This is a genomic window from Propionivibrio sp. (genome assembly GCF_017995515.1).
Classification (GTDB): Bacteria; Pseudomonadota; Gammaproteobacteria; order Burkholderiales; family Rhodocyclaceae; genus Propionivibrio.
The window spans coordinates 14748-31799 of record NZ_JAGOIT010000039.1 but is presented as its reverse complement, the minus strand read 5'-3'; the positions used below and the strand labels follow the sequence as shown (position 1 = coordinate 31799).

Here is a 17052-nt window from a genome sequence, read left to right as displayed (position 1 = left end):
CCGACTTGCACAAGAAGCTCATGCGCTACATTCGCCAGTACAACAAAAGCGCCAAACCACTCAAGTGGAAGTATGCCGATCCATCCCGTCGCATCCGGTGCGATTCTTCTGGTTCAATGGACTAGGATGTCGCCCTGGCCGAATACGACGAACTGGTCGAGCTGGTAGATGTTCTGGCCGTTTGTATACAGCAACGCTGCGCCGCGCGCCGCTGTCATCATCGCCAGCGTGGCAATGAACGGGGGCGTCTTGAAGCGCGTGACGATGAAGCCGCTGACGATGTTGCAGGCGATGCCGATGACGATGCCGGCGAGCATCGAGATGAGCAGCGAACCGGTGGCCTTGTAGCAGGCGACGGCCAGGATGCCGGCGAGCGCCATCACGGAACCAGCGGCGAGGTCGATCATGCCGGAGATGATGAGCATCGTCATGCCGAAGGAAATGATCGTGGTGATCGAAATCTGGCGCGAGATGTTCGAGAGATTCTTTGCCGAGAAGAACGCCGGGCTCAGGATGCTGCAGATGACGAGCATCGCGATCAGAATCAGGTAGATGCTGTACTTGGACGTGAGCTTGGCCATGAAAGCCATGAAATGCTGGGAAAAGCGCTGTGACATGGTTTTGATCATCCTCTGAGGGCTAGTTTCATGATGTTTTCCTGGGAGAAATCCTTGCGGGCCAGTTCTCCTGATATACGTCCCTTGGCCATGACGTAGATGCGGTCGCAGACGCCGATCAGCTCTTCCATTTCGGAAGAAATCATCAGCACGGCCTTGCCTTCCTTGGCGAGTTCGGTGATCAGCTTGTAGATCTCGAACTTGGCGCCGACGTCGATGCCGCGCGTCGGTTCGTCGAGCAGCAGAATCTCCGGCGAGCAGAGCAGCCATTTGGCGATGACGATCTTTTGCTGGTTGCCGCCGCTCAAGGAGGAGATGAGCGTCTCCAGGCTCGGTGTCTTGACGTTCATCCGCTTGCTGATTTCCGTCGCGCGTTGGCGCTCCTTGCGGTGGTCCAGACCAAAGATGTTGCGCACCTTCTCCAGGCTGGAAAGCGAGATGTTCTCCTTGCAGTCGCGCACCGGGATGATCCCGTAGCGCTTGCGGTCCTCGGAGACCATCACCATGCCGTGCTCGATGCTGTCCTGCACGTTGTTGATCTTCACGGGCTGGCCCTTGATGCTGACCGTGCCCGACGTGATCGGGTCCATGCCGAACAGGGCGCGGACGACCTCGGTGCGGCCGGCGCCCATCAGCCCGGCAAAACCGACGATTTCACCCCGGCGCAGGTTGAAGCTGACATCGCGGAAGGTGCGGCCCTGGCAAAGCTTGTCTACATCCAGCAGCACCGGCCCGATCGGCTCGTCGTGCTTTTCCGGGAAGGCGGATTCCATCTTGCGGCCGACCATCAGGCGGATCACTGTGTCGATGTCGAGATCCTTGGCCAGGCGCGTGTCGATCAGGCAACCATCGCGCAACACGGAAATCTCGTCGGCGATGCGGAAGATCTCGTCCATCTTGTGCGAGATGTAGATGATGCCGACGCCCTTGGCCTTCAGCTGCGCAATCTTCTGGAAGAGGACTTCGACCTCCTTGGTGCTGATTGCCGACGTCGGTTCATCCATGATCAGGATGTTGGCGTCGTAGGAAATCGCCTTGATGATCTCCAGCATCTGGATGTCGGAGACCGACAGATCCTTCAGCTGGGTGTCCGGCTTGTAGGGCAGGCCTTCCTGCTTGAGCAGGGCCAGCGTTTGCGAGCGGATCGTCTTCCAGTCGACCTTGCCGAACTTGTTGACCGGCTCGTTGCCGAGAAAGAGGTTCTGCTCGACCGTGAATTCCGGGATGAAGTTGAGTTCCTGGAAGATCATCGCGATCTTGTGCGCCCGCGCTTCGATCGGATCGCGCATGACCACCGGCTTGCCGTCGACGAGGATTTCGCCACGGTCCGGCTGGTAGATACCGTTGATGATCTTGCACAGCGTCGATTTGCCGGCGCCGTTTTCACCACACAAGACATGCACGCTGCCCGGCTTGACCGAGAAGCTCATGTCACTCAGAGCCTTGACTCCGGGGAAGAGTTTTTCGATCCCCCGCAGTTCAAGGAGTGGAACGTTGTCCATGCTGCCCCCTTGCTTGTAATTTCAAACAATTCTTGCATGGGGTATTTGGCAACGTCAATCAAAAAATGCGCAACAAAAGTAAAACTTTGGCAAAGAAAAAATTAACGGCCGAAAATTGCGCTTGAGAATGTAAATTTCCGTCGCAAGTTTGTTAATTGGTAGGAAATTGCAGCACTTGGATACTTTTTTGACGTTTTTGGCGTGTTTTCTGTTTGCGCAATAAAGTGCGTTTATACGCAAATTATGGCTTGATACGCGGCTTTTTGCTGGTGTAGTATTTCCGATATGAATAAGAAACCAGTGACGATGAAGGACATTGCCCTGAAGGCGGGCGTGTCGGTTACCACGGTGTCGCACGTCATCAGCAAGACCAGAAATGTCGCTCAGGAAACCCGCGAATTGGTGCTGCGCACGCTGGACGAACTTGATTATCAGCAGCCCGACAACCGGCCGGACGAAGCGGCGCCGCTTGATCGCATCGGCGTGATCACCGCCGATATCCAGGAGGATTACTACATCCTCCTGGTCAAGACGATCGAAACCATCGCCTCGGAAAACAACATCTCGGTCCTCTTCTGCGATTCGGCCGACGATATCGAGAAGGAGGAGCGCAACATCAGCATGATGTTGAGCAAGAACGTCGACGGGCTGATCCTGGCGCCGGTCAACAACGGGCCTTACCCGCGCGAACTCAAGGCGGCCGATATCCCGGTCGTGCTGGTGGACCGGCAATACGAGAAGCACAACACGTCGTTTGTCGGAATCAACAACGCGGAGAGTGCGCTCTCCGGAACGCGCTATCTCGTTGAAAAGGGTTGCCAGAGCGTCGGCTTCATCGGCTACAACGAGTCGGTTTATACGATGCAGCAGCGCGTGGTTGGCTACAAGATGGGCTTGATGCAGTATCTGCCGAACCAGACGCCGCAAGTGCTGCATCTCAAGTACAGCAAGGAAAACTCGCATCACCTGATCAAGGCCTTTCTCTCGGAAGCGCATCCCGAGGGCTTGATCTGCGGAACGTCGGATATCTGCTATCAGGTGCTCAGCGTCGCCGATGACATGGGGCTGGCGATACCGGAACAGCTGAAAATCCTGACCTACGACGACAACAAGTGGCTGGACTACCTCAAGTACCCGGTATCGGTGATCACGCAGCCGACCGTCGAGATCGGCTGCCACGCCGTCGAGCGCATCCTGCAGCTTGCGGCAAACCGGCGCGTCGGCCGACGGACCAAGACCGAGATCCTCTACGACACCCAGATCATCGACCGGTTGAAGAACTACCCGGTGGCCTGAGGTTGCTGCGCGACCTGGATCAGGGGTTCCTGGCCAGCTGGATGGTCAGCGTCTTGCCCGGCGTCAGCGTCTTGGCCGAAACGCCATTCCAGCGCATCAGATCGTTGGCCTCAACCTTGAACTGCCTGGCGATCGAGTACAAAGTGTCGCCGCGGCGAACCTTGTAGCGGGTTACGGCGCTGGCGTTCTTGGCGACCGGCTTGTTCTCTCTGGCTGCGAGTTGCCTGGTTTGCTTGCGTTCATTCGCTGCTACCGTCTTTGACGCAGATGATGCGAGTGCCAGCTTCTGTCCGGCGCTGACTTTGCCGGCCTTGAGGCCGTTGATGCGCTTGAGTTCGTTTACGCTGAGATCGTTCTTTTTCGCGATCGAAGCGAGCGTGTCGCCTTTGCGTACGGTGTGGTAGCGGGCGGTTGATTCAACCGCCACCGGCTCTGTCTCGGGCGCGCGCGCCGGTTCGCTGGTCGATGGGTTCTCTGCGTTGACCAGCGCGGCGACTTCCTGTGCGGCGGCCTCTTCCTGTTGGCGCGTAACGAGCAAGGTAAAGCCGGGTGGGAGTTTCGCGCGACCGCGGATGCCGTTGATCGCCTTGAGATTGGTTGTCGTCATGCCGAACCGCGCTGCAACCTTGTCCAGCCGGTCGCCGCGTTGCATCGTGTAGGCCTGCCAGAGCGAAAGCGGCTTGTTGCTCAGTTCGTGCGCTTCCAGATTGCTCATGAAGGTATCGACCTTGTCGGCCGGAATGACCAACGGCGTGTCGGATTTGATGACCGGGCGGTTGTGTGCTGGATTGAGCGCAACGAATTCCTGCACCGGCATGTCGGCAAGCTGCGCGGCGACTTTTACGTCGATATCCGCAGTTTTCGTGATCGTTGCGAAGTAGGGCTGATTCGGAATGACCGGCAGGTCGAGCTGGGCCATGAGCGCCGGGCTGCTGAAGATGTTCTTCAGGGCCTGGAGCTTGGGTACGTAATTCTTCGTCTCGTTCGGCATCGACAGACTCTGATAGTCGGTCGGCAGGCCTTGTGCCTGATTCTTCGCAATGGCGCGTCCGACGGCGCCTTCACCCCAGTTGTACGACGCCAATGCAAGCTGCCAGTCGCCGTGCATTTCGTAGATCGATTGCAGGTAATCGAGGGCTGCGGCGGTCGAGGCGACGATGTCCCGGCGTTCGTCCTTCCACCAGTCCTGGTCCAGGTTGAAGTGCTTCCCGGTTGACGGAATGAACTGCCAGAGGCCCGATGCCTTCGAGCGGGACAGCGCCATCGGGTTGTAGGCACTCTCAACCATCGGCAGCAGCGCAAGCTCCATCGGCATGCCGCGTTTTTCGATTTCCTCGACGATGTGATGCATGTAGCGGCCGCTGCGCTCGACCATGCGTTGCAGATAGTCGGGGCGGTTCAAGTACCACTGCTGGTGCGATAGAACGAGGTCGCTGCTGATGTCGGGCATGGAGAAACCGTTACGGATTCTCTGGAAAAGATCGTCCGTTTCGGACGTGAGGTCGATCGCCTGGGTTACCTGCGGTTGATTGGGGATCTCGACCCGGGCGAATCCTTCGTCTGTCGAGCCCGGTTGGCTTGCTGCGCCTCGTTCGATGTCGGCCAGGCGCAAACTCGGCAGCGTCGTCGTTTGGGATTGTGAAGCCGTGCGCTCGGTTGTGCCGGTGGTGGCGCAACCGGAGAGAATTGCCAGCAGACCGATACAGGTGATCGCTGCCGTTCGTTTATTGGTTCGTGTCTTCATCCGTTATTCCTGTGCTTGTCCGCGTTCTGGGCGGGGCGGCAGTCCCACGGTATCAGGGAACGCCTGATCGAAGTTCCGTATAACAATCAGTCGATTATAGACGATGGCCGCACAATTGACAGGGTTTTGCCAGTGGCTGTAATTGCATCGTTCCGTTCGGATTGTTTGAACTTCCAAGGTCTGCATCGTCGAAGGCGCTTTCTTGGTGCCCGCTTGGTTCGCCAGCGTGAGGTTGGCGGAAGAGCGTAGATTCCCTTTTTAAAACAAGGGTTTCTAGACAGTGCCTGCGACAAAAGAGGTGGATTGTAACATCCGTAGAGCTGGGCGCCGCACCGATCCGTTCGAGCGCTGTCCGCACCTGTCGGGGCCTTCAATCAAAATGTGGTTTAATCCCGAGCCATGAATACTGAATCCACCAATGTCCCGGGCTCCGATGCGATCACGCCCAGGACAGTTGCGCTGATCGGAAAGTGTCAGGGGCGAGATATCGCGGAAGCGCTCTGTTTGTTGGCGAAGAATCTCTCGTTGAGGGGCATTCGCGTGGTCGTCGAGGAACTGACGGCGCGCAATGCGGAAGCGCTCGCCGAAATGCAGGACTGGCCGTGGTGTTCGTACGCGGAAATCGGCGAGCAGGCGGATCTGGCGATCGTGCTCGGCGGCGACGGAACGATGCTGAGTGCGTCCAGGCAACTGGCACGGTACGGCGTCTCGCTGGTCGGTGTGAATCAGGGGCGCCTTGGCTTCATGACCGACATCTCGCGCAGCGACATGCTGACGTGTATCGACGATCTGCTCGGCGGGAAATTTGCGCCGGAAAGCCGGATGCTGCTTGATGCGGCAGTTACGCGAAACGGCGAGGTGGTTGCCTCAAACCTGGCGATGAACGAGGTCGTCGTCGATAAAGGGGCTATCGGCCGCCTCATCGAGTTTGAATTGTTTATCGACGACAAGTTTGTGTACAACTTGCGTTCGGATGGGTTGATCGTCTCCACGCCGACCGGTTCGACCGCGTATTCGTTGTCGGCCAATGGCCCGATCGTGCATCCGTGCGTGGCTGGGATCGCGCTCGTACCACTTTGCCCGCATTCGCTTTCCAATCGACCGGTGGTCATCAGCGATCGCAATGAAATTGAAGTTCGCATCATTCGCGCCTCGGACTCGCGCGTCTATTTCGACGGCCAGGTCACTTTTGACCTGAAACCCGGTGATTCCCTGCGCATCCAGCGCTCCGAGTTTTCCATTACCCTGTTGCACCCGCCGGGTTACAGCTATTTCTCCATGCTGCGCAAGAAACTGCACTGGAGCGAGCAGCCCAAGGTTCACTAGTCCTTTCTGAGCGAAATCCCATCATGTTGCGACGGCTGACAATCCGAGACTTCGTTCTGGTCGATCGCCTCGAGCTTGAGTTCGCGACCGGGTTTGGTGCGCTCACCGGCGAGACCGGTGCCGGCAAGTCGATTCTGGTCGATGCGCTGGCGTTTGCGCTTGGCGATCGCGCCGATACGGGTTTGATCCGCAACGTGGCTGAGCGAGCCGAGGTTTCCGCAGAATTCGACCTGGCAGGTCTGCATGACGCCGAAGTCTGGCTGCGGGAGCGCGATCTCGACGCTGACGGCGGATTGCTGCTGCGGCGTGTCCTCGATGCCGGCGGCCGTTCCCGTGCCTACCTCAACGGTTCCCCGGTGACCGTTCAGCAGCTGCGCGAGGTGGCCGAGTCGTTGGTCGATATCCACGGCCAGCATGCGCATCAGTCCTTGCTGCGCAGCGATGCCCAGCGCTTGCTGCTGGATTCCCATGCAGGCCTGCGATCGTTGCAGGATGACGTTGCGGCTGCCTGGCGGTCATGGCGCGAGGCGCGCAATCTGCTCGATACTGCAAGTAGCGGCGCGGCGGCGCTGGCGGAGGAGAAGGAACAACTCGAGTGGCAGGTGCGCGAGCTGGAAATGCTCGGTTTCTCGGGCGAGGAGTGGGAACAGCTCAACATTGAACACAAACGTCTGGCCAACGCGACGCGCCTGGTTGAAGCAGCAAGGTTCTCCTTGGACGTCCTGGCCGAAAGTGAATCGGCGTGCGAGGCCCAGATAGAAGCCGCGGCGGATCGTATCGACGATTTGACCGAGTTCGACCCGGCTTTGTCCGAGGTGGGTGCCTTGCTGCATTCGGCGCAGACCGAGCTGGCCGAGGCGGTTTCGGCGCTGCGTCGTTACGCAGATCGGGTCGACCTCGATCCGCAACGCTTGAGCGAGGTCGAGTCACGGATCGATGCGGTGTTGAGCTGCGCGCGGAAATATCGAACCGTTCCGGACGAGCTGCCAGAGCTGCTGGAGCGTTGGCAGGGGCGTTTGTCCGTGCTCGGCGAAGCCGCGGATGTGGTTGCGCTGGAAGAGAAGGTTCAAACGGCGCGCAAGCGTTATGAGACGTTGGCTGGAAAGCTGACCAAAGCTCGCGCCGCGGCAGCGATCGCACTCGGCAAGGATGTCAGCAAGGTCATGCAGCAGCTGGCGCTGGCAGGTGGACGATTCGACGTGGCGCTGTTGCCCGTTGTTGCCGGGTCGGCGAACGGCAACGAACAGATCGAGTTCCGCATTTCCGGCTTGGCCGGCACCGATGCGCGTGCTTTGGCCAAGGTGGTCTCGGGCGGTGAATTGTCGCGTATCAGCCTGGCGATTCAGGTCGTGACCAGCCAGGCAGCGAGCGTTCCGACGTTGATTTTCGACGAGGTTGATGTGGGTATCGGTGGCGGTGTCGCCGAGGTCGTGGGCCGATTGCTGCGCGAACTGGGCGCAGAGCGGCAGGTTCTGTGCGTGACGCATTTGCCGCAGGTGGCAGCGCGTGCAAATTGGCAGTGGCAGGTGAGCAAGAGCGCGCAGAACGGTGTGCCTAGAAGTCGGGTTGTACAACTGGACGAGACGGGGCGAGTCGAGGAACTGGCGCGGATGCTGGGCGGTGTCGAAATCACGGCAATCACCCGGCAGCACGCCAGAGAAATGCTCGAAATCAACTAGATAGGCTTCAACCAGGAACCGTGCGGACTTCGCACGGCCCTCTAAAGAGGCCAGGCAAGATAATTGGAGGATTCATGAATTTGACAATCAGGGCACGCCTTTGGGCCATGGTCATCGTCAGCATCGTTGCACTGTTCGGTGTGGGAGCTGTCGGTTCCTGGACGACCCGTGCGGAGCAGGACACCGTCGTTTCGGTGATGGAAGGCACGATGCCGAGCATTTCGACGCTCGGGGAAATCCAGTCGGCGTTCCTGTCGTTGGAGGTTGATGCTTCGGGGCATATCGCGACCAAGGAACCGTCGATCAAGGACGCCGCGCAGAAGGGCGTCAGTGAATCATTCGCCAAGCTTGAGGCAGCCTTCGCCGCCTACGAGAAGCTGGTGAGTGACGAGGTCGAGAAGAAAATGTTGACGACGGAGAGGCAGTTGCTCGGTGAGTACATGCCGTTGGTGACGCAGATGATGGAAGCGTCGCGCGCATACGACGTTGATGCGGCCAGCGCCCTCATGTTCGGCAAACTGCGTCCGGCCAGCCAGAAGCTCAAGGAGGCGCTGCGCGCGCACGTCGAGTACAACCGGAAAGTGGCCGACGAGATTCGCGTGCGCGCGGAAAAACAGGCCTCGATCGGTGCCCTGATGTCGTGGGCCGTGATGATCCTTGGTGCCGGGATCGTCGGTCTCCTTGGTGTTCTCACGGTGCGCGGGATCGGTGGTACGCTGCGCGGCGTGCAGCAGACGGTTTCGCGAATCGGTCGCGATCGCGACTTCACGGCCCGTGTGCCGGTTGCTTCACGTGACGAGTTGGGTGATATGGCGATGACGCTCAATCGCCTGTTCGAACAGCTTCAGGAAGACCTGAGCCAGCTCAGAAGTGCCGCCGTCTCGGTGGCCGGTGCAGCGTCCGATATGGCCGTGAGTGCGACCATCGGCGCCGAGAACTCGGAGGCGCAGAGTCAGGCGGCCTCAGGCATGGCGGCGACGATGCAGGAACTGTCGGTGAGCATCTCCCATGTGGGCGATCAGGCGCTGGAGGCCCAGTCTCGGACGACAGAGGCGGGGCGTCTGGCAGATTCGGGTACCGAAGTGATCTCCGAAACGATTGAAGACATCAACGACATCGCCAGCGTTATCGATGGCTCGGCGACCCTGGTTGAAGACCTGCAACGGCAAAGCGGCCTGATTACATCGGTCGTACAGACGATTCGCGAGATTGCCGACCAGACCAATTTACTCGCACTGAACGCGGCGATCGAGGCAGCGCGCGCCGGAGAGCAAGGACGCGGCTTTGCGGTAGTCGCCGACGAAGTGCGCAAACTTGCCGAGCGTTCAGCGCGTTCGACGGAAGAGATTGCTGGAACCGTATCGAAGATTCAGGACAGCGCCCAGACCGTGGCCAGCAACATGGTGCAGACCGTGGTCAGCGTCAAGAAGACGGTCGGCCATGCCGGTGGTGCTGGCGAAGCGATACGCAAGATTGGTGAAAGCAGCGCACTGACGGTGAGCATGGTTTCCGAGATCACCGATGCCATCAAGGAACAAAGTAGCGCCAGCCAGAACGTCGCCAACCTTGTCGAGCAGATTGCGCGCATGGCTGACGCGGGTTCGGGGAGTGCGTCCCAAGGTGCGGCGACGGCAAAACGCCTGGATGGGCTGGCCAAAGACATACACGGTGTCCTCGCTGGGTACAAGTTGTAGCGGCTCGCCTCCACTGGAAAAACACACCTGCGCAGGCTAGTCTCTAGGACATAGCTCTTTGGTTTAAAGGTGTTTTCATGATCCAGAGCGTATCGGGCATTGCCGATCAGCGCGGTGTGTGGGCCGGAAGTTCCGGTCCGGGCAGCGCGCAGGTTTCGCGGCCGGGTGCGACGGTGGGTGAAGAAGCGCGTGGCGCATTAGCGTCCGGCCGGGTTTCTTCGAGCGGAACAAGCGAACCGACTCCGGATGAGCTGCGAGTAGTCCGGCAACTTGAGCAGACCGATCGGAAGGTCAGGGCGCATGAGCAAGCCCACCTGTCCGTCGGGGCGGACCTCGTGCGTGGCGGCGCAACCTACGGTTACGAGGTCGGGCCGGACAACAAGCGCTATGCCGTTAGCGGCGAAGTTTCGATCGATGCTTCGGCGGGCAAGACACCTGCGGAGACGATCCCCAAAGCGCAGCACATCCGTGCGACAGCCCTTGCTCCAGTCGATCCTTCGGCGCAAGACCACCGGGTTGCCGCCGCGGCTTCGCAAATGGAAATCGATGCCCGCATGGAATTGGCGCAACAGCGAAGCGACGAGATACGTTCGGGGGGCAGTGAAAATGGCGGCGCAGACTCCGCCTCGTCCTATCGCCAGCAGAAGAGCGACGATAACTCAGGCGATCGGATCGGTAGTTTTCTGAACGCTTTCGCCTGATTTGCGGATGACGTGCTAGGGCTTCTCGCCTTGGCTCTCCCGCTCCTTGTGCGGGCAGTCTTTCTTGATGCATTCGACGTAGAGGTAGAGTGCGTGGGCCTGCACGGCGAAGCCGCGATCCTTCGCGATTTTCTTCTGCCGGCGTTCGATTTCTTCGTCAACGAACTCTTCAACGCGCCCGCAATTGATGCATACCAGATGGTCATGGTGATGACCGATTTTCTTCTCGAATACCGCCTTGCCTGACTCGAAGTGATGTCGTTCGAGCAGACCCGCCTGCTCGAACTGGGTAAGCGCTCGATAGACGGTCGCCAGACCGATATCCATGTTCTCGCTGAGCAGCATGCGATAGACATCGTCGGCCGTCAGGTGCCGAACTTCCGCTTTTTCGAACAACTCGAGAATTCTAAGGCGCGGCGTCGTTGCTTTGAGTCCCAGGCTTTTCAGGTCGATTGTTGTGCTCATGGTTTGGCTGGTATGGCGGATAGAGGAGTCAGAATTTTCGGTTATGATATACCGCAGAATGAGTCTTAAAGCTTCACGTTAGTACTCGCGCGCCCTCCCGACCTATTAACCAAGAAACGCATCAAGCATGACATTCTCTCGATTTGCCGGAATCCTGTTTCTGGCAACAGTTCTTTCCGGTTGTTCCTCGGTGCCGCGAATTGTCAATGAATACAAGATTGACGTGCAGCAAGGCAATGTATTGACCCAGGAAATGGTGTCGCAGCTAAAACCCGGGCAAACCAAGGATCAAGTCAGGTTTATCCTCGGAACGCCGGTGTTGGCCGACGTGTTTCACGCCAATCGTTGGGATTACGTCTATCGGCTTCAGAAAGGCAGTACCGGGCTCGTCGAGGAGCGGAAGTTCACCGTCATCTTCGATGCTGATGGCAAGCTTGCGCGCGTTGCCGGTGACGTGACCGCTGCGCAGGAGTCAGCTGCTGCAGCGGCGCCGGTGGCGAGTACCCGAGAGATTGATCTCGGTTCGATCGATGCGGATGCCGTGGCTCCGCCGATCGAGGAAAAAGGGTTTTTCGGAAAAATGATGGAAAGTGTGGGGTTCTAGCATGAAGATCGCGATTGTTGGTGCCAGCGGGCGCATGGGGCGAATGCTCATCGAGTCGACCTTGAAAGACAGCAGTGTCGAGCTCGTCGCCGCGATCGATCAAGCCGGTACGTCGGCTGTCGGCAAAGATGCGGGCGAATTGGTCGGCATGCCGTGTGGCGTGACTGTCACTGAGGACATGGAGGTGGGAATCGCCAAGGCCGATTGCCTGATCGACTTTACACGGCCTGAGGGGACTCTCGAGCATCTGGCTGTTTGTCGTCGGCACAAGGTCGGCATCGTGATCGGCACTACCGGTTTTGGCGACGCGGGAAAGCAGGCGATCGCCGATGCCGCGCGCGAAATCCCGGTGGTGTTTGCTCCGAATATGAGCGTTGGTGTGAATGTGGTGTTCAAGCTGCTTGATATGGCATCCCGGATCTTGGCCGAAGGCTACGATATAGAGATTGTCGAAGCGCATCACAAGCACAAGATCGACGCGCCGTCCGGTACGGCGTTGCGCATGGGCGAGGTCGTTGCGCAGGCGTTGGGGCGTGATCTCAAGGAGTGCGCCGTCTACGGTCGGGAAGGTGTGACCGGCGAGCGCGATCCGTCGACGATCGGTTTCGCGACCGTTCGTGGTGGTGATATCGTCGGCGACCATACGGTGATGTATTGTGGAACCGGCGAGCGGGTCGAAATCAGTCACAAGGCGGGAAGTCGCATGCCATATGCGCTGGGAAGTCTTCGCGCAGCGCGTTTCCTGGCCGGCAAGAGCAATGGTTTGTTCGACATGCAGGATGTTCTTGGTTTGCGCTGAATGCTCGACAGTTGACGAGCTTTGTGGGCATTCGGCCACCGTTTGAGTGACGGTGCGCTCCTCGCAAGAGGTGTCGATGGGGTTTGGTAATTGCCGAGAGCGGGTGTTTCGGCTATAATCCACAGGTTTTCAAGCAGTTAAGCGGGATGGGCGCTTGCCCGTCCCGCTTTGCATATCTAGGCTACGGATCAGGAGTATTTCGTGTCGTTGCTACCCTCACTTCAACCCGCGATTCTCGCACTTGCCGATGGCACCGTATTCCGTGGTTACGCTATCGGCGCGCAAGGCGTCACCAGTGGCGAAGTCGTGTTCAACACGGCGATGACCGGCTATCAGGAAATCCTTACCGACCCTTCCTATTGCCGTCAGATCGTTACGCTGACCTATCCCCACATCGGCAATGTCGGCTGCAATGCCGAAGACTTCGAGTCCCGTGCCAATTTTGCCGCCGGCCTGGTTATCCGCGACCTGCCGATTCGCGCCGAGAGCTGGCGTTTGCAGGAAACGCTGCCGGACTACCTGAAGAAGCACGGCATTGTCGCCATCGCCGGCATCGACACGCGCAAATTGACGCGCATCTTGCGTGAAAAAGGTGCGCAAGCCGGGTGCATCATGGCCGTCGAGGTGGACGAGGCGAAGGCCGTCGCCGAAGCGCAAGCTTTCCCGGGCTTGGCCGGCATGGATCTGGCCAAGGTCGTGACGGTCGATTCGCCGTACGAATGGAAGGACGGTGAATGGACGCTCACCGGCTACCAATCCGCGCCGGAAGCCAAGTTCCACGTCGTCGCCTACGACTACGGCGTCAAGCGCAACATCCTGCGCATGCTCGCGGCGCGCGGCTGCAAGGTGACGGTGGTGCCGGCACAGACGCCGGCGGCCGAAGTTCTCCAGTACAACCCCGACGGAGTTTTCTTGTCGAACGGGCCGGGCGACCCCGAGCCGTGCGATTACGCGATCACTGCAATCAGCGAGTTGCTGGCGGCGGGCGTGCCGACCTACGGCATTTGCCTTGGTCACCAGTTGCTGGCGCTGGCGTCCGGCGCCAAGACGCTCAAGATGAAGTTCGGCCATCACGGCGCCAATCATCCGGTCAAAGATCTCGACACGCATCAGGTGCTGATCACCAGCCAGAACCACGGCTTTGCGGTCGATCCGGCAACGCTGCCGGCGAACCTGCGACCGACGCACGCCTCGCTGTTCGACGGGTCTTTGCAGGGCGTTGCCCGCACCGACGTACCGGCATTCTCGTTCCAGGGACACCCGGAAGCCAGCCCCGGCCCGCACGACGTGGCCTACCTGTTCGACCGTTTCATCAAGCTGATGCAAGACAAGCAGGCTGCAGGAAAGTAACTCATGCCCAAGCGTACAGATATCAAGAGCATTCTTATCATCGGCGCCGGCCCGATCGTCATCGGTCAGGCCTGCGAATTCGACTATTCCGGTGCGCAAGCCTGCAAGGCCCTGCGCGAGGAAGGCTACCGGGTCATTCTGGTTAATTCCAATCCGGCGACGATCATGACCGACCCGGAAATGGCCGATGTCACCTACATCGAGCCGATCACGTGGAAGGTCGTCGAGAAGATCATCGAGAAGGAGCGGCCCGACGCGCTGCTGCCGACGATGGGTGGCCAGACCGCGCTCAACTGCGCACTCGATTTGGCGAAGAACGGCGTGCTCGACAAGTTCGGCGTCGAAATGATCGGCGCCTCGAAGGAAGCGATCGACAAGGCCGAGGACCGCGAGAAGTTCAAGTCCGCGATGACCAGGATCGGTCTCGGCTCGGCGCGTTCGGCGACGGCGCACTCGATGGAGGAAGCGCAGCAGGTTCAGGCGATGATCGGTTTCCCGGTGATCATCCGTCCGTCGTTCACGATGGGCGGCTCGGGCGGCGGTATCGCCTACAACCAGGAAGAATTCGTCGAGATCTGCAAGCGCGGCCTTGAGGCATCGCCGACGCACGAACTGCTGATCGAGGAGTCGCTCATCGGCTGGAAAGAGTTCGAGATGGAGGTGGTTCGCGACAAGAAGGACAACTGCATCATCGTCTGCTCGATCGAGAACCTCGACCCGATGGGCGTGCATACCGGCGACTCGATCACCGTGGCGCCGGCGCAGACGCTGACCGACAAGGAATACCAGATCATGCGCGACGCCTCGGTGGCGGTGTTGCGCGAGATCGGCGTCGATACCGGCGGCTCCAACGTGCAATTCTCGATCTGCCCGACCGACGGGCGGATGATCGTCATCGAAATGAACCCGCGCGTCTCGCGTTCGTCCGCCCTCGCTTCGAAGGCGACCGGTTTCCCGATCGCCAAGGTCGCGGCCAAGCTGGCGGTCGGCTACACGCTCGACGAGTTAGCCAACGAGATCACTGGCGGCAAGACCCCGGCGTCGTTCGAACCTTCGATCGACTATGTCGTCACCAAGGTGCCGCGTTTCGCGTTTGAAAAGTTCCCGACCGCCGACTCGCGCCTGACGACGCAGATGAAGTCCGTCGGCGAAGTTATGGCGATTGGCCGCACCTTCCAGGAATCGTTCCAGAAAGCGCTGCGCGGCCTCGAAGTCGGTGTCGATGGCATGAATCAGCGCACGACCGACCGTGAAGAGTTGGAAAAGGAACTCGGCGAACCAGGGCCGGAACGTATCTGGTACGTCGGTGATGCCTTCGAAAATGGCTTCACGCTCGATGAAGTGCATCAACTGACGCACATCGACCCGTGGTTCCTGGCGCAGATCGAGGACATCATCAAGATCGAGATGCAACTCGACGACATGAAGCTCAACGATCTCGGCACGCCGATCCTGCGCGCCTTGAAGCGCAAGGGCTTCTCCGACCGTCGTCTGGCCAAATTGTTGAAGACGAGCGAAGCGCAGGTGCGCGCGCGTCGCCACCTGCTCGGCATCCGGCCGGTCTTCAAGCGCGTTGATACCTGCGCGGCCGAGTTCGCGACGAGCACGGCGTACATGTATTCGACCTATGAGGAAGAGTGCGAATCGAAGCCGAGCGACAAGAAAAAGATCATGGTCCTTGGCGGCGGCCCGAACCGCATCGGCCAGGGCATCGAGTTCGACTACTGCTGCGTGCACGCCGCGCTGGCGATGCGCGAAGACGGCTACGAAACGATCATGGTCAACTGCAATCCGGAGACCGTGTCGACTGACTACGATACGTCGGATCGCCTGTATTTCGAGCCACTGACGCTGGAAGACGTGCTCGAAATCGTCGCAATAGAAAACCCCGTCGGTGTCATCGTCCAGTTCGGCGGTCAGACCCCGCTCAAGCTGGCGCGTGACCTGGAAGCCAACGGTGTGCCGATCATCGGCACTTCGCCGGACATGATCGACGCGGCCGAAGACCGCGAGCGCTTCCAGCAATTGCTGCACGACCTCGGTCTCAAGCAGCCGCCCAACCGCACGGCGCGTGCCGAAGCGGAGGCGTTGAAACTCGCTGACGAAATCGGCTACCCGCTGGTCGTCCGCCCGTCCTATGTGCTCGGTGGCCGCGCGATGGAAATCGTGCATGAGCCGCGCGACCTCGAACGTTACATGCGCGAGGCGGTCAAGGTCTCGAACGATTCGCCGGTATTGCTCGACCGCTTCCTGAACGACGCGATCGAAGTCGATATCGATGCGCTGTCGGACGGCAACGAAGTGATCATCGGCGGCGTCATGGAGCACATCGAACAGGCCGGGGTGCACTCGGGCGACTCGGCGTGCTCGCTGCCGCCGTACTCGCTGTCGAAGGAAATCCAGGACGAACTGCGTCGTCAGACCAAGCTGATGGCCAAGGGACTCAACGTTTGCGGCCTGATGAACGTGCAGTTCGCCATCCAGAACGGCGTGGTCTATGTCCTCGAAGTGAATCCGCGCGCTTCGCGTACCGTCCCCTTCGTCTCCAAGGCGACCGGCCTGCAACTGGCCAAGGTGGCGGCGCGCTGCATGGCCGGTCAATCGCTGGTCAGCCAGGGTGTGACGAAGGAAATCATCCCGCCGTATTTCTCGGTCAAGGAAGCCGTTTTCCCGTTCAACAAGTTCCCCGGTGTCGACACCATCCTCGGTCCGGAGATGAAGTCGACGGGCGAGGTGATGGGCGTGGGCCGCTCCTTTGAGGAGGCATTCGTCAAGAGCCAGATGGCGGCGAGCGTGAAACTTCCGGTCGCCGGCAAGGTCTTCATCAGCGTCAAGGATTCGGACAAAGACAAGGTCATCGCCATCGCGCGTGACCTGCACGCGGCCGGATTCAGCCTGCTGGCGACGCGCGGTACCGCAGCGACGATCTCGCAGGCGGGCATTCCGGTGGTCGTGGTGAACAAGGTCACGGAAGGCCGTCCGCACATCGTTGATATGATCAAGAACAACGAGATTTCGCTGATCGTCAATACCGTCGACGAGAAGCGCAAGGCGATCAACGATTCGCGTTCGATCCGGACGTCGGCGTTGGCGGCGCGCGTGACGATGTATACGACCGTCTGGGGCGCTGAAGCCGCTGCGGTCGGCATGAAGAATCGCGGCGAACTCGTGGTTTATCCGATTCAGACACTGCACGCGGAAATCAACTAATCTTTCCCCAAGCCGCCGGTAACCCCGCGTTTTCGCGGGCCGGCGGTTTTGCTTTGGTAGCCAAC

13 protein-coding genes are annotated in these 17052 nt (G+C 59.5%); 9 read left to right on the top strand and 4 right to left on the bottom strand.

Translation table 11 applies throughout. The features are described from left to right. Positions 1 to 113: 113 nt before the first annotated feature. Positions 114 to 617 carry an ABC transporter permease gene (locus KBA32_RS08400; RefSeq protein ID WP_294357431.1) on the bottom strand — a complete coding sequence of 168 codons (504 nt, stop codon included), beginning with the start codon at positions 615 to 617 and terminating at the stop codon, positions 114 to 116. Positions 618 to 625: 8 nt separating this feature from the next. Then, the gene (locus KBA32_RS08395) at positions 626 to 2119 is read right to left on the bottom strand and encodes a sugar ABC transporter ATP-binding protein (protein ID WP_294357429.1); all 1494 of its coding nucleotides are present in this window, start codon (positions 2117 to 2119) and stop codon (positions 626 to 628) included. Positions 2120 to 2404: 285 nt separating this feature from the next. Here KBA32_RS08395 and KBA32_RS08390 point away from each other — a divergent pair, with 285 nt between their 5' ends. Then, the gene (locus KBA32_RS08390; RefSeq protein ID WP_294357427.1) at positions 2405 to 3415 is read left to right on the top strand and encodes a LacI family DNA-binding transcriptional regulator; all 1011 of its coding nucleotides are present in this window, start codon (positions 2405 to 2407) and stop codon (positions 3413 to 3415) included. 19 nt (positions 3416 to 3434) lie between these two features. Here the strand turns inward: KBA32_RS08390 and KBA32_RS08385 are convergent, their stop codons facing one another. After that, a complete protein-coding gene (locus tag KBA32_RS08385; protein WP_294357426.1) occupies positions 3435 to 5159 on the bottom strand; it encodes a LysM peptidoglycan-binding domain-containing protein in 1725 nt (574 codons plus the stop codon). 399 nt (positions 5160 to 5558) lie between these two features. On the opposite strand from KBA32_RS08385, the gene KBA32_RS08380 reads away from it, so the two are divergent. The 4 genes from KBA32_RS08380 to KBA32_RS08365 all read left to right on the top strand — a co-directional run bounded on the left by KBA32_RS08380 (position 5559) and on the right by KBA32_RS08365 (position 10559). Continuing rightward, positions 5559 to 6485: an NAD kinase gene (locus tag KBA32_RS08380; protein ID WP_294357424.1), complete on the top strand. Its 927-nt coding sequence runs from the start codon at positions 5559 to 5561 to the stop codon at positions 6483 to 6485. Positions 6486 to 6508: 23 nt separating this feature from the next. Then, a complete protein-coding gene (gene recN / locus KBA32_RS08375) occupies positions 6509 to 8164 on the top strand; it encodes a DNA repair protein RecN (protein ID WP_294357422.1) in 1656 nt (551 codons plus the stop codon). A 74-nt stretch (positions 8165 to 8238) separates the two neighbouring features. Beyond that, positions 8239 to 9858 carry a methyl-accepting chemotaxis protein gene (locus KBA32_RS08370; RefSeq protein ID WP_294357420.1) on the top strand — a complete coding sequence of 540 codons (1620 nt, stop codon included), beginning with the start codon at positions 8239 to 8241 and terminating at the stop codon, positions 9856 to 9858. Positions 9859 to 9935: 77 nt separating this feature from the next. After that, a complete protein-coding gene (locus tag KBA32_RS08365; RefSeq protein ID WP_294357419.1) occupies positions 9936 to 10559 on the top strand; it encodes a putative metalloprotease CJM1_0395 family protein in 624 nt (207 codons plus the stop codon). A 15-nt stretch (positions 10560 to 10574) separates the two neighbouring features. On the opposite strand, the gene fur is transcribed toward KBA32_RS08365, so the two are convergent. Further along, on the bottom strand, positions 10575 to 11024 hold the full coding sequence (gene fur, locus KBA32_RS08360) for a ferric iron uptake transcriptional regulator (RefSeq protein ID WP_294357418.1): 450 nt from the start codon (positions 11022 to 11024) through the stop codon (positions 10575 to 10577). A gap of 127 nt (positions 11025 to 11151) precedes the next feature. Between fur and KBA32_RS08355 the strand changes: the two genes are divergently transcribed. From KBA32_RS08355 to carB, 4 genes are all read left to right on the top strand, one after another. Further along, positions 11152 to 11628: an outer membrane protein assembly factor BamE gene (locus tag KBA32_RS08355; RefSeq protein WP_294357417.1), complete on the top strand. Its 477-nt coding sequence runs from the start codon at positions 11152 to 11154 to the stop codon at positions 11626 to 11628. Position 11629: 1 nt separating this feature from the next. Continuing rightward, positions 11630 to 12427 carry a 4-hydroxy-tetrahydrodipicolinate reductase gene (gene dapB / locus KBA32_RS08350; protein WP_294357415.1) on the top strand — a complete coding sequence of 266 codons (798 nt, stop codon included), beginning with the start codon at positions 11630 to 11632 and terminating at the stop codon, positions 12425 to 12427. Positions 12428 to 12628: 201 nt separating this feature from the next. Next, positions 12629 to 13777: a glutamine-hydrolyzing carbamoyl-phosphate synthase small subunit gene (carA, locus tag KBA32_RS08345; protein WP_294357413.1), complete on the top strand. Its 1149-nt coding sequence runs from the start codon at positions 12629 to 12631 to the stop codon at positions 13775 to 13777. Positions 13778 to 13780: 3 nt separating this feature from the next. Further along, a complete protein-coding gene (gene carB, locus KBA32_RS08340) occupies positions 13781 to 16987 on the top strand; it encodes a carbamoyl-phosphate synthase large subunit (RefSeq protein ID WP_294357411.1) in 3207 nt (1068 codons plus the stop codon). The last annotated feature ends 65 nt before the right edge of the window (positions 16988 to 17052 follow it).

Bases quoted from the DNA above. Each gene is read 5' to 3' on its own strand.
- KBA32_RS08395 (WP_294357429.1), bottom strand. From the start codon at position 2,119: ATGGACAACGTTCCACTCCTTGAACTGCGGGGGATCGAAAAACTCTTC.
- recN (WP_294357422.1), top strand. From the start codon at position 6,509: ATGTTGCGACGGCTGACAATCCGAGACTTCGTTCTGGTCGATCGCCTC.
- KBA32_RS08365 (WP_294357419.1), top strand. From the start codon at position 9,936: ATGATCCAGAGCGTATCGGGCATTGCCGATCAGCGCGGTGTGTGGGCC.
- dapB (WP_294357415.1), top strand. From the start codon at position 11,630: ATGAAGATCGCGATTGTTGGTGCCAGCGGGCGCATGGGGCGAATGCTC.
- carB (WP_294357411.1), top strand. From the start codon at position 13,781: ATGCCCAAGCGTACAGATATCAAGAGCATTCTTATCATCGGCGCCGGC.
- KBA32_RS08385 (WP_294357426.1), bottom strand. From the start codon at position 5,159: ATGAAGACACGAACCAATAAACGAACGGCAGCGATCACCTGTATCGGT.
- fur (WP_294357418.1), bottom strand. From the start codon at position 11,024: ATGAGCACAACAATCGACCTGAAAAGCCTGGGACTCAAAGCAACGACG.
- KBA32_RS08370 (WP_294357420.1), top strand. From the start codon at position 8,239: ATGAATTTGACAATCAGGGCACGCCTTTGGGCCATGGTCATCGTCAGC.
- KBA32_RS08400 (WP_294357431.1), bottom strand. From the start codon at position 617: ATGTCACAGCGCTTTTCCCAGCATTTCATGGCTTTCATGGCCAAGCTC.
- KBA32_RS08390 (WP_294357427.1), top strand. From the start codon at position 2,405: ATGAATAAGAAACCAGTGACGATGAAGGACATTGCCCTGAAGGCGGGC.
- KBA32_RS08355 (WP_294357417.1), top strand. From the start codon at position 11,152: ATGACATTCTCTCGATTTGCCGGAATCCTGTTTCTGGCAACAGTTCTT.
- KBA32_RS08380 (WP_294357424.1), top strand. From the start codon at position 5,559: ATGAATACTGAATCCACCAATGTCCCGGGCTCCGATGCGATCACGCCC.